At 37.3% G+C, this 13,323-nt stretch carries 10 protein-coding genes; all 10 read left to right on the forward strand.

Annotated features, from left to right (window positions below; translation table 11 throughout):
* Positions 1–27 precede the first annotated feature (27 nt).
* On the forward strand, positions 28–201 hold the full coding sequence (locus tag ACP3VS_RS04780; protein WP_012295488.1) for a YjfB family protein: 174 nt from the start codon (positions 28–30) through the stop codon (positions 199–201).
* 145 nt (positions 202–346) lie between these two features.
* Complete coding sequence (locus ACP3VS_RS04785) at positions 347–2,005, forward strand: hypothetical protein (RefSeq protein ID WP_036162259.1); 1,659 nt, start codon at positions 347–349, stop codon at positions 2,003–2,005.
* 205 nt (positions 2,006–2,210) lie between these two features.
* A complete protein-coding gene (locus tag ACP3VS_RS04790; RefSeq protein ID WP_031419312.1) occupies positions 2,211–3,659 on the forward strand; it encodes an S-layer homology domain-containing protein in 1,449 nt (482 codons plus the stop codon).
* Positions 3,660–3,677: 18 nt separating this feature from the next.
* The gene (locus tag ACP3VS_RS04795) at positions 3,678–6,599 is read left to right on the forward strand and encodes an S-layer homology domain-containing protein (protein ID WP_012295485.1); all 2,922 of its coding nucleotides are present in this window, start codon (positions 3,678–3,680) and stop codon (positions 6,597–6,599) included.
* Positions 6,600–6,795: 196 nt separating this feature from the next.
* The gene (gene hemA / locus ACP3VS_RS04800) at positions 6,796–8,160 is read left to right on the forward strand and encodes a glutamyl-tRNA reductase (protein ID WP_012295484.1); all 1,365 of its coding nucleotides are present in this window, start codon (positions 6,796–6,798) and stop codon (positions 8,158–8,160) included.
* A 173-nt stretch (positions 8,161–8,333) separates the two neighbouring features.
* Complete coding sequence (locus tag ACP3VS_RS04805) at positions 8,334–9,161, forward strand: cytochrome C assembly family protein (RefSeq protein WP_031419310.1); 828 nt, start codon at positions 8,334–8,336, stop codon at positions 9,159–9,161.
* Positions 9,162–9,179: 18 nt separating this feature from the next.
* Positions 9,180–10,112 carry a hydroxymethylbilane synthase gene (gene hemC / locus ACP3VS_RS04810; protein WP_426388424.1) on the forward strand — a complete coding sequence of 311 codons (933 nt, stop codon included), beginning with the start codon at positions 9,180–9,182 and terminating at the stop codon, positions 10,110–10,112.
* Positions 10,102–10,863, forward strand: a complete 762-nt coding sequence (locus ACP3VS_RS04815) for a uroporphyrinogen-III synthase (protein ID WP_012295481.1) — start codon at positions 10,102–10,104, stop codon at positions 10,861–10,863. Before hemC ends, ACP3VS_RS04815 begins: the two co-directional genes overlap by 11 nt.
* Positions 10,860–11,840 carry a porphobilinogen synthase gene (hemB, locus tag ACP3VS_RS04820; protein WP_012295480.1) on the forward strand — a complete coding sequence of 327 codons (981 nt, stop codon included), beginning with the start codon at positions 10,860–10,862 and terminating at the stop codon, positions 11,838–11,840. The genes ACP3VS_RS04815 and hemB overlap by 4 nt, the downstream gene beginning before the upstream one ends.
* The gene (gene hemL, locus ACP3VS_RS04825) at positions 11,841–13,133 is read left to right on the forward strand and encodes a glutamate-1-semialdehyde 2,1-aminomutase (RefSeq protein WP_012295479.1); all 1,293 of its coding nucleotides are present in this window, start codon (positions 11,841–11,843) and stop codon (positions 13,131–13,133) included.
* The last annotated feature ends 190 nt before the right edge of the window (positions 13,134–13,323 follow it).

Raw genomic sequence — 13,323 nt, forward strand, 5'->3', positions numbered from 1 at the left:
CGATAAGGTAGATAGGAGGTGGACTGTATGGATATAGCAGCTTTATCGATGGCAATGAATCAAGCAACACTTATGCAAAATGTATCTTTAGCTGTAACAAAACAAGCGATGGAGATGCAACAGCAAAACACAGAACAATTAGTTGAAATGTTAGATGCTCCACATCCGACAGCTGGACATACAATTGATGTTCAGGTCTGAGCAGGAAAGGTAGCTTTAATTGAAAGCTACCTCTACTTTTAAAAATTAACGGGTAGCGATAGAAATTGTAACTTTATGAATGAGAAAAACTACCAATAATACGATATACTATTCATGACTAAATTTTAGCAAGGAGGCAGCAGTTTTGAAAAAGTATTCATACATACTATCGATTATGTTACTAATGGTTCTAGTTTTTTCCTTTAACCAAACAGCTAAGGCAGCCCAACTAGTGACTGGTACCTTTGTCGATGTAACATATTCAGAATATACAAAACCAGATGGCACGATAGAAAAGCAGCTTAGTAAAGTGACATTGCAAAATGATCGAGGGCGTACTGTAACCTACAATATCAATAAGAACACTCGATTATTTATTAATAATACGTCCACAACTATAGAAGGTTTTAAACTGGGTATGGAAGTGGAAGCTGACATTTCTTTAAGAAGTGTGGTGGAACTACGAGGGAAATCAAATTTACCAACAGAAACGAATGTTCCATCGACTGGAGGCAACAGTACAACAATTGCTGGTGTTGTAACGAGTATTGATCCTAATGGATTATTTATTATGGTAAAACCAGATGTTGGTGCAGAATCTATCTATTATATAAATAAAGAAACCGTTTATCAAAAAAGCTCATCAGCAACAGATATCAGTGCACTGTATGTTGGAGATCGAATTAAATTGAGCTTGAAGAATAAAAATACTTCTATCGTTACTAAAATAGCGATAAGTGAAACGGGTACTCTAGTAGAAAACCTATATAAAGGCGAAATACAAGCGGTAAACCCTAATGCCAATAAATTAACTGTCAAAAATCAACATGCTTTTGTTAACTGGCAGTTTGGCTCTAAAATTACTACAGACCTTTCAACGATGCCTTTTACTTCCAAGGTGCCAATATATGTTGGAAATACTAAAGTAGAGAAAGGTCAACTTAAAAATTATATTGGTAGTGAAGCATACTACGCGACTGTAAAACAATTTGGAAAAGAAGTTATAGAGAAAATTGTAGTATTAAAAAACAATGAACGCACTTATTATGAACCAATGCTATCTGTGGATACAGATTACAAACTGTTAAAGCTTAAAACAGCGGGTTCAATGTATTTCCATAACGGAACTATTTTAATTCGTAATGGACGTTTAATTGAACCAACGGGGCTTATGGCTTATGGTACTGCATTTGTGATTGCAGATGGTGCTGCCCGTGATCATTATGCACAGGTAGTGCAAGTGACGAGTGATAGCTTTATGTCACCAAACTTAGCTGGTCATGAATTATATTATGGACGATTATCTCAAGCTGATGGATATCTGATTGAAATTGATGATGCTATGAAAATTGAATCCAATGTTTTCAAGAAAACGGATCGTACTGTACTTTCTGTAAGTAATTCAACAAAGGCAAAAGTTGATGACGGAAATAGAACCTATAGTGTTATGCCTGATATTGAACTTTATTTATCCGAGGGCCGTTATGGTTACTTCTATGTGAAGGATGGCCATGTACAAGCACTTCACATTTTAGATAATGCGAAGCCTGTTGCACCATTAATGCTTACAGGGAAGTTGCAATCTGTGAAATCAACGTACCCTGCTGTCATTAACGTTAAGAGTGTTAGTCAATGGCAAAATGGCCGTTGGTATGAAGCAGGTGAGATGATTAATATGAATATTGATCAAGCGACACTGATAAAAGCAGGCAAAGTGATTCAGGCCTCTGATTTACAGCCATCGGATCGTTTAGTTGTATTATCGGATCGCTTTGTGAAGGGACATTTTATTTTAGTAGATTAATGTAAATAACAAATTAAAAAATCTGCGAGTCTAATGCGAACAGTATTAGCAAAAAAGGCGATGTATTCCTGATTAAAAAGAATTCTTCGCTTAGGCTTATAGGCTAAAATTGTCAATACTTTCGAAGGATAAGCAGATTTTTGTTTTAGAGTTTAAAGTTAGCATCATGATTCACTTTATGTACAGTGAAAGAGAGGATAAACGCATGCAAAAACATTGGTCAAAATTAGTGTTAGTCGTTCTGGCTATTTTTGTCATTAATTCGATTACGCCATTCAGTGCTTCTGCTGCTTCATTAGAAACAACGGGTGCCGTGAAAAATGAATATACATATGAGGAAGCGATATTTCTTTCAGGGTCACCTGTTATTTTTAAAGGAACAAGCAAAGATATTAAAATTTCACAAAAAGAATCCAAGGGCAAACTAACTGAAACGTATAGTATGAAGTTAACTGGCAACAATGGCGCTACATTAACAAGAAACATTGCCTATGAGTCAGATGTTGTGGATTATGCAAGTATTGGTCAGAAAACTTCTAATGGAGAGGTTAAGAAATATACTGAAAAAATTACTATCGGATCGATTACTTATTCTTTAGTCGATTATCAATTTTCCCAAGGAACTGTTACAGATAATCGCGCAGCTTCTGATTATTACTCGGGAAATGTAATTTCGAGAAAGACCTATGCTTATGAAACTGGCAAAGGGAAAAATGCGGTTAAAAACACGATTACAATTGAAACTGATAGCAGACATGCAGGCTATGAAAACTTTTGGGGTGCAACTGAAACACAAATTTCAGAGTCTGTTTATACATTTAGTGATGGTAAGACAAGCCATGTGAAAAATCGTGTATCTACAAGTAAATCACGTGTCTTGAATTACGAGGAGAATCTAGGTACTTTAGGCAGCTTCGAAGGTGGATATGCTGTTGTCAGTGAAAAGGATGTTATATCGGAATACACTTATAATTTAGCTTCAGGACAAAAAGGCACACTAGATTTAGATACAGAATATATGCCAACTATTGAACGCCTTATTATTCCTAAATTCCGGGATTTAACAAACCATTATGCGAAAGAAGCAATTGAAAAACTTTATTCTCTAGGTATTTATTCGGATTCAAGCAATTTCTTCTCACCTAAAACGCCAATGAAACGTATTGATTTTACTACAGCTATTGGTAAAGCAGTTGACTTACGCGTGTTTGAAGAGAAGAAATCAAGAAAGGCTCCTACTGCAAGTGTCTTTAAGGATTTAAAAAGATCGACTAAAGACTATTCCTATATTGAATCAGCCTTAAATAAAGGAATCATTAAAGGGGTTTCTGCCGATTATTTCATGCCTGATGGTGCTATCACAAGAGCACAGGCTGCTACTATCTTTGTTCGTGCCTTAGGACTAGAAAATAGAGCGCCGAATCCTGGCTATTTAACGAAATTTACTGATGACAATCAAATTCCGAACTATGCAAGAGATGGTATCTATATCGCCAATGAGCTTGGATTGATGATTGGCGATTCTGCCGGACGTTTTAATCCAAATAAGCCGCTATCTCGTGCAGAAGCTTCCGTTGTCCTAGAACGATTCCTGAAATATTTGGAGGACGACTTAAAACAAAACTATCGTGATGACATATTGTTCTTTAACTAAAGAAAGGGCTGAACTACCATGACATATATAAAAAAAGCATGGCTTACTATGCTGTGCTTCATGCTTCTCTTGATGACAGCAACACCTGTTGTTACACAAGCAGCAACAACAATTAGAGATGTTCCGACAAATAGTAGCAACTATAAAGCCATTTCTTGGGCTGTTGACAATGAATTGATGTCTTTGAACAATGCCAATAACTTTTTACCAAATGAGCAAGTGACAGATCGAGAGCTTGTCCTTATGTTTGCTAAGCTAGACCGCAACTACGCATTATCTTATATCGATAGTGTGGCTTATAACTTTTATAGTGACTTTTATTTACCGTTTAATGGAACGCACGTAAATGCTAATCGATCAAAAGCGATTACTCGGGGTCAATTTGCACGAATATATGCTGCTTTTAAAGGTGTGGATTTAGATGAACCACAGGCAGTTCAATATTTATATTCAAATAATTTATCTACAAGTAGTTCAGGCAAAAAGACATTTGCAAGCTTTAATCCATCAACAAAATTAACGCGTGGTGATGTCGCAACATTCTTATACAGAGCAGTTCAAAATGGTAACTTTGCAGTACAAGGATTAACACGTAGTGCGGCTGGCCGTGATAATGATAGCATTACGTTACCACCAGGGTTTATGGGCTCCAATAGTGCTGATTTTGAAGAACCAAAGGATAATTCCAATGATTTTACTGGACCCGAGTATGTAAATAATGCATTGCAAAGTATTGTGGTGGAAAAACCTGATTTAATTGCGAATGAAGTGGATTCAACACTTGTGACGGTATCGTTAAAGGCTTGTAATGGTGATCCTATTGCGGATGATAAATCCTATACATTCCGTGTGACTTCAAATTACGGTACGATTATCGATACTTCCGGTGAAGCAGTTAGAACTGTCCAATCTGATGGTTCAACTGTGTCAGCTATTGTTGTAGCACCAAAATTAATGAAATCTGCTCGTGACATTATTTCCTTTGAATTAGTTAATAACACTGATCCAGCAATGAAGTGTCTTGTTGGGCAAAAATTAAAAGCAGAGGTGCGTTATTCACCACAACCAGAATTGCGTATTGATTACCAAGTATATGATCCTACAAATACAGATGATGATAATGGCAATGTGACACCACCATATGTCCCATATGAGAAATTGCCAGAGTTCTTCACACAAAACTTAATTGATGTGTACGCACCAGTTCCATTGAAGTATGATGGGGATAAAAAGCTATTTAGTATTGGGCAGCAAACTAATGTAACAGACGCTTTAGGTAATGTACAAAATGTCTATTTACGTTACGGAGGCTCAGATTCTAGATATCCAGCCCTAGGCTATGAAAATGCTATTTTACAATTTGAAAACTACAATATTTCTGTTTATCTATTTGAGGAACTTTTAAATCGTCGTTTGGATAACTCTGTAACATCCCCAGCTAAAACAGAAATTATGTATATGATTTCTGAAGATGGTCGTCCGATTTATCGTGTTCAAGGTATTGATGATGCTATCGCCTCTCAGGTAGAGAACATTAACCCAGTTGGAGCCATCATCCAGCTTATGAACCATATGCCAGAAGAAAAAAAATTGACACTAGAACATTATGATAGTGTCATGAAAATTTATTCTATCTTTACAAACTTAAGTAACTATGATCGTACGGTACTATTAAAATATCAAGGCGGGAAGCTACTAGGACAAGTAGAGGCCTATAAAAAACGAGTAGAGGCATTGAAAGAAAGTGCAGATGCTGCTTCTAGACCATCTGGCAAGGATCGATATACAAAAGTCATGGTGACTTTAGTTCGTCCTGGTGGAGAACCTGTTACGGATTATCAAGGAACAGTGAAAATTAAGTTTGATGGAGTAGAAAAAACAGCTTCATTTATTACGAATACTTCAGATCCATTAAACAATACAGGTAGTCCAGGTACGGCTGTTGCATACTTTGATTCCATTATTTATGGGAAATCCAAAGTAGAAGCAACCCTTGTCAATCCAATAGACCCTCGCTATGCAACGATTTTGAAGGGTTTAAAAGATAAAACAGTGACCAAAGATATTTTCACTAATCCGAACTTCAGTAAAAATTCATGCTCATTAGCAACAGAAATGGCTTATGTAGTGGATTATTCTTCTTCTATGAAGGCTGTTGATCCAACGAATTATCGTGGTAAGAAAATGATTGAATTCATCAATCAATTGAAGGCGAAAAATAACATTGTTATCGAAACCAACACAAAGGCAACAATTCTTGGTGAGGGTACAACAGATGCGGTATTGAAGAAGGACCTCTATAAAGCATCTAAAGATAAAGGTGCTACAGATATTTTTGCAGGTATTGATATTGCATTAACGAAATTCTCAAACGATACAAAAACAGCTAAGGCTATTGTGGTTGTATCTGATGGAAAAACAAGCAAATCAAAAATGATAAAAGCTATTAATGATGCGAAAAAGCAAGGTGTAAAAATATATACCGTGAGTATGGGCAAGAAATCACAAATAAATGATGCTACGTTAATGCAACTGTCTACAGAAACAGGCGGAGCTTATTATCATGCGCTTGATAATTTACAATTGCATCAGGTGTTCCAAAAGTTGATTGATGCTATTTTATGTAAAACTCCAGCATCAAGCTGTATCAATCCTGATGATTTATTTGAAGAAGCCAATGTGTCATTACGAAAAGGCTATCTCACAATGAGCGCTCGTATTGATGGTAATTGTCCAAACGTTGCGAAGATTAATGTACGTTACAAATCAATTAGTGGAGATGTACAATTCGAGTTGCTAAAACGTAGTGATCATGTGTTTATGTTAACGAAAACAGTACAAACTATGCAGGACTTTAAAGTTAGCAATGAGATTGACTTAATCGCATACGATAAAGATGGAAATATTATTTCAATGAAAACTGTTTCCATTACAAATTAATGGAAAAAACTGCCGCCATCTAGGGGCAGTTTTTTAATTTGAAACAAAACGTATAATTTGTTACACTTAGTTTATAATAATTCTAATGTAGGTAACGGAATGCGGTTCTTCATGACATGTTCACAAATTATAGATGAACTATTGTCGAACTGTGCTATAATGAGATTTGTGAATTAGAACGTGTGAGGTGTTATTCATGCATACCATCGTAGTAGGCTTGAATTATAAAACAGCGCCTGTTGAAATAAGAGAGAAGTTATCATTCATTGAGAGTGAACTACCTCAGGCAATGGAAGCGCTGCAAAAGCAGAAAAGTATATTAGAAAACGTTATTGTTTCGACATGTAATCGTACAGAAATTTATGCTGTTGTGGATCAATTGCATACTGGACGTCATTTTGTGAAACAATTTTTAGCAGATTGGTTTGACTTGCCTGTGGAGACATTTTCTTCGTATTTAACAATTCGTGAAGAGGATGAGGCAGTCGAACATTTATTTAAAGTGACAGCTGGGATCGATTCAATGGTTCTAGGTGAAACACAAATTTTAGGGCAAGTAAAAAAAAGCTTTTTAAGTGGACAAGAGATTGGCACGACAGGAACGGTTTACAATCAACTATTTAAACAAGCGGTAACATTTGCAAAGCGAGCACATAATGAGACAGCTATCGGCGAGAATGCGGTATCCGTTTCTTATGCAGCAGTAGAATTAGCAAAGAAAATTTTTGGCTCTTTACAACGTAAGCATGTAGCTATTCTAGGCGCAGGGAAAATGGGGGAGCTTGCGATTGAAAATCTCTACGGCAGTGGAGTAGGAAAAGTAACCGTGATTAATCGTACGTTTGAAAAAGCGGAAAGCTTAGCCGCAAAATTCCATGGTCAAGCTAAATCTATGAAGGAATTACAATGTTCCTTATTAGAAGCAGATATTTTAATTACATCGACTGGTGCAACAGATTATGTCATTGATTATGAGCTCATGCAATTTGTCGAACGTTTGCGTAAAGGAAAACCGTTATTTATGGTAGATATAGCTGTTCCTCGTGATATCGATCCACGTGTTGGCGATTTACCAAATGTGTTCTTGTATGATATTGATGATTTACAAGGAATTGTCGAAGCCAATTTAGCTGAGCGCGAACGTGCTGCTGCTGATATTACGGATATGATTGGGCATGAAGTGATTCAATTTAAAGACTGGGTGTCAACACTTGGTGTCGTACCTGTGATTTCTGCATTACGTAAAAAAGCAAATCGTATTCAAGAAGAGACGATGACTAGTATCGAGAACAAAATGCCAGATTTAACGGAACGTGAACGTAAAATTTTAAGTAAACATACAAAATCAATTATTAATCAATTATTAAAAGAGCCAATCTTACAGGCTAAAGAAATGGCCAATTCTCCAAAAGCAAATGAACAGTTACGTTTATTCCAACAAATTTTTGGTATAGAAGAAGCTGTGGAAGCTGAAGTTCAAGAGATGACGAAGCAAGAGCTTGAGCGTAAAGAACGCGCACAGGCAACTCAAACTTCTGCTGAACCAAAGTATTCTTTCTAAATTATCTATTGCGTTTTGTACACTGAAGCTGTACGAAGTGGTTTTATGCAATTGGATTCTCTACTGATATTACATGAGGCGTTTTCGTATCTGTATGGTAAACTTAGGATACGAAAACGTTTTTTGTTTTCTTATTTCAGCATTACAATTTCACTACAAAGAAGGGATGTCTATTGGCGGATTTGACCATGACAAGGCTTTATGAGGTGATGATCGTCTTGTATGCAATCAGTCTAGTTTTTTACTTTACTGATTATTTTTATAAGCAAGTACGAGCAAGGCGCATTGCTTTCTGGCTTGTTTCATTTGTATGGATGATTCAAGGTGCCATTATTATTTTAACGTTTGTGGAAACAAAACGCTTTCCGATCTTATCTTTGTCTGAGGGGATCCTCTTTTATTCCTGGTTACTTGTGACGTTATCCATTATCCTGCACTGTATTGCAAGAGTAGACTTGCCGGTATTTATTATAAATATATTAGGATTTTTGTTCGCTAGTATATTTACGTTTATGCCTAAACGTCCTACTGGGACTGTCGGAGATACTTTAATTTCGGAAATGCTTTTTATTCATATATCATTTGCAATTTTGTCATATGCAGCATTCACTTTAACATTTGTGTTTGCCATATTATATCTAGTTTTATATCGTTTATTGAAGAAGAAAAAGTGGTCGCATCTATGGACAAGACTGCCATCTTTACAGCAAACGAGCAACTGGATGAATGTATCATTCTTTATTGGGATCCCAATGCTATTTATAAGTTTAATATTAGGGTTTGAATGGGCATTATTAACATTAGAAAGTCTTTCGATTTTCGATGCAAAAATCATAGGGTCCTTCATTATTTTAATTTTGTATTGCTTTATCTTATATGTGAATCGCAAAAGCAAGCTGACAGGTACAACTTATGCATGGGTACATATTTATGCCTATCTATTAGTTGTTGTGAATTTCTTCTTAGGAAGTAGTTTATCGCGATTCCATTTATGGTATTAGAGGAAAGGTTGGAGACTGTTGAGAAAAATTATTGTAGGTTCTAGGAGAAGTAAGCTAGCACTAACGCAAACAAATTGGTTCATTAATGAATTAAAGGCTGCTGGTGCTCCATTTGAATTTGAAGTAAAAGAAATTGTGACAAAAGGTGATCAGATTTTAGATGTACAGCTTTCAAAGGTAGGCGGAAAAGGATTGTTCGTTAAAGAAATTGAACAAGCCCTTTACGAAAAAGAGATTGATTTTGCTGTCCATTCTATGAAAGATATGCCTTCTGTATTGCCGGAAGGTTTAGTAATTGGCTGTATTCCTCCACGTGAAGATGCACGTGACGCATTTATTTCGAAGGGACATGTTAAATTTTCTGAACTACCTGCAGGAGCTGTAGTCGGGACAAGTTCTTTACGTCGTAGTGCGCAGCTACTAACAGTACGTCCTGACCTTGAAATTAAATGGATTAGAGGGAACGTTGATACACGTTTAGCTAAGCTTGAGACCGAAGAATATGACGCGATTATTTTAGCAGCAGCCGGTTTAAAACGACTTGGTTGGAGTGAAGATGTTGTCACTGAATTTTTATCAGTGGAGGATTGCCTGCCAGCCGTAGCACAAGGTTCTCTTGGTATTGAATGCCGTGAAGATGATACCGAGCTACTAGACGAGTTAGCTAAATTAACAGACCAATTAACATGGCAAGAGGCACATGCAGAACGAGCATTCTTGGCGGCTATGGATGGCGGGTGCCAAGTACCAATCGCTGGCTATGCCACATCAAATGGGGAAGAAATTACTTTAACAGGCCTTGTTGCTGCACCTGATGCATCAGTTGTATATAAAGAAACAGTAGTTGGTTCGGACGCACAAAAAATAGGGGAAGAGCTGGCTACTATTTTAACGAAGCAAGGAGCCTTCGATTTAATTCAACGTGTGAAGGCAGAGCAAGATGCAAAATGATTTACCTTTAAGAGGTAAAACGGTACTTTTAACAGGTACATCTAAAACAACAGCTATTGTAGATGATATTGCAGCTTTAGGTGGCCATGCAGTTATTGCCCCATTAATTGAAACATGCGAACGTATGGACAACAATGATGCAAAACTAATGAATAGTGCGCTTCAATTTGACTGGGTTATCTTTACGAGTCAAAATGCTGTTGATGCCTTTGCTAATAAAATGGGACGGCATCAAATAAGTGCCAAAAATTTTCGCGCAAAAATTGCTTCCATTGGCACTAAAACAACTACAGCGTTAGAAAATCTAGGATTTCAAGTGAGCTTTATGCCTTCCGTATTTAGTGCTGATATTTTCGTCAAGGAATTTCCAAATATAGCTGGTGACCATCCAAGTTGTCTGTTTATTCGTGGAGAAAAGGCGAAAAGTACGTTGAAGGATGGACTGCCCTTTAATTTAAAAGAATGGACAGTTTATGAAACGATAGAACGACAAGATCAAACGTTAGCTATTATTAATTGCATTCAGCACAATGAGGACGTCACAGTGATTTTTGCTAGTCCTTCAGCTGTAGATGTATATGCAAAAAGTGTAGCGGTACATGTTGGATGGCAGGCTACAAGGGTTGCAGCCATCGGTCATATTACGGAAGCAGCTCTTGAACAATACGGTGCAACTGTGGATATTATGCCGAGTGTATATACAATGCAAGCAGTCATCGAAGAATTAATGAAAGTAGGGGACAAATCATGACAAAACTACAATTTCAAAGACATCGTCGTTTGCGTGCCAATGCAACGATGCGATCAATGGTAAAAGAAACATACTTACATAAAGAGGACCTGATTTATCCTATTTTTGTAATAGAGGGCGAAAATATTAAAAATGAAGTACAGTCTATGCCTGGTGTTTTTCAATTTTCATTAGATAAACTAGAAGCAGAAATTGATGAGGTTGTTGCATTAGGAATCCCAGCTGTCATTTTATTTGGTTTACCAGCTGAAAAAGATGCTGTTGGAACTGGTGCATTCCATGATCATGGTATTGTCCAAGAAGCGACTCGCTTAATTAAAACGCGTCACCCTGAGCTTTTGGTCATTGCGGATACATGCTTATGTGAGTTTACGGATCACGGTCATTGCGGCCTAATTGAAGGCGATCAAATTTTAAATGACCCTTCATTAGATGTTTTAGCTCGCACTGCAGTATCACAAGTAAAGGCAGGCGCAGATATAATTGCTCCGTCTAATATGATGGATGGTTTTGTTGCGGCGATTCGTGCTGGGCTTGATGAAGCCGGCTTTGAACATATTCCAATCATGTCATACGCGGTGAAATATGCGTCAAGTTACTATGGCCCATTCCGTGACGCGGCGGATGGTGCACCACAATTTGGTGATCGTAAATCATATCAAATGGACCCATCAAATCGATTAGAGGCATTCCGTGAGGCAGAATCTGATATTGAAGAGGGGGCGGATTTCTTAATTGTTAAGCCTGCCCTAAGTTATTTAGATATTATCCGAGATATGAAAAATAATTATCCATTACCACTAGTAGCGTATAATGTTTCAGGTGAGTATGCGATGATTAAAGCAGCTGCTATTAATGGTTGGATTGAAGAGAAAAAAGTTGTGCTTGAAACATTATTAGGTATGAAACGTGCAGGCTCTGATTTAATTATTACGTATCATGCAAAAGATGTTGCACGTTGGTTGGAGGAGAAATAAATGACACGCTCTTACGAAAAATCAAAACAAGCCTATGCTGAAGCTGTTCAGTTAATGCCAGGAGGTGTTAACAGCCCTGTACGTGCATTCAAATCAGTAAATATGGACCCTATTTTTATGGAATCTGGCCATGGGGCTATTATTAAAGATATTGATGGTAATGAATATATCGATTATGTATTATCTTGGGGACCACTCATTTTAGGACACACTCATCCAGAGGTTGTCAAAGCAATTGCTGAAACTGCGGCAAAAGGCTCTTCCTTTGGTGCACCAACCTATACAGAAAATCGATTAGCTCAATTAGTATTAGATCGATTACCAGGCATGGAAATGATTCGCTTTGTTTCTTCAGGGACAGAAGCTACGATGTCTGCATTACGTGTAGCACGTGGTGTTACAGGTCGTGATAAGATTTTAAAATTTGAAGGATCGTATCATGGTCATGGTGACTCATTATTAATTAAAGCAGGATCTGGAGTTGCCACATTAGGTCTTCCTGATAGCCCTGGAGTACCAGCAGATGTTGCTCGTAATACGTTAACGGTAGCCTATAATGATTTAGAAGGCGCTAAAGCTGTTTTTGAAAAATTTGGTGCCGAGTTAGCAGCAGTTATTGTAGAGCCAGTTGCAGGGAATATGGGTGTTGTACCACCACAATCAGGTTTCTTAGAAGGTTTACGCGAATTAACATCTACACATGGTTCGTTATTAATCTTTGATGAGGTTATGACGGGCTTCCGTGTCGATTATGGTTGTGCACAAGGTTATTTTGGAGTTACACCTGATATAACGACGTTAGGGAAAGTAATTGGCGGCGGCCTTCCTGTAGGAGCCTTTGCCGGTACAAAAAAAATTATGGAGCAAGTAGCACCAGCTGGTCCAATTTATCAAGCAGGTACACTTTCAGGAAATCCATTAGCTATGACAGCAGGCTATGAAACGTTATCACGTTTAGATCGCAGTACTTATGAACACTTTAAACAACTAGGCGATCAGTTAGAGGCTGGTTTCCGCGAAGCGGCGACGAAATACAATATTCCTCACACTGTTAATCGTGCGGGTTCAATGATTGGCTTCTTCTTTACGAATGAAGAGGTAATTGATTTTGCAACTGCAAAATCATCGGATTTAGCTTTATTTGCTGAATACTTCCGATTGATGGCTGAGGAAGGAATTTTCCTACCACCATCTCAGTTTGAAGGGTTATTTATTTCGACAGCTCATACGGAAGAACATATTGCTAAAACAGTAGCTGCATTCCATAAAGTGTTTGCTCAATTGGCTAAGTAAAGTTTTATAGGGCATGCTAGAAAAAATCTAGCATGCCCTTTTTATATAAGTTAGAAGTCATTGTAGTACTTGAGCAATAAAAGAACAAAAGAGAAAATATAGCATATATTAACTACCAGGGACAATCATCTATACTGGATGAAGGACCTGCTTTTGTCAAAATTATATCTTTCAGCATAGCCAAAATGTG

This window comes from Lysinibacillus sp. VIII_CA, assembly GCF_049943995.1.
GTDB lineage: Bacteria > Bacillota > Bacilli > Bacillales_A > Planococcaceae > Lysinibacillus > Lysinibacillus pinottii.

Bases quoted from the DNA above. Each gene is read 5' to 3' on its own strand.
- ACP3VS_RS04780 (WP_012295488.1), top strand. From the start codon at position 28: ATGGATATAGCAGCTTTATCGATGGCAATGAATCAAGCAACACTTATG.
- ACP3VS_RS04790 (WP_031419312.1), top strand. From the start codon at position 2,211: ATGCAAAAACATTGGTCAAAATTAGTGTTAGTCGTTCTGGCTATTTTT.
- ACP3VS_RS04795 (WP_012295485.1), top strand. From the start codon at position 3,678: ATGACATATATAAAAAAAGCATGGCTTACTATGCTGTGCTTCATGCTT.
- hemA (WP_012295484.1), top strand. From the start codon at position 6,796: ATGCATACCATCGTAGTAGGCTTGAATTATAAAACAGCGCCTGTTGAA.
- ACP3VS_RS04815 (WP_012295481.1), top strand. From the start codon at position 10,102: ATGCAAAATGATTTACCTTTAAGAGGTAAAACGGTACTTTTAACAGGT.
- hemB (WP_012295480.1), top strand. From the start codon at position 10,860: ATGACAAAACTACAATTTCAAAGACATCGTCGTTTGCGTGCCAATGCA.
- hemL (WP_012295479.1), top strand. From the start codon at position 11,841: ATGACACGCTCTTACGAAAAATCAAAACAAGCCTATGCTGAAGCTGTT.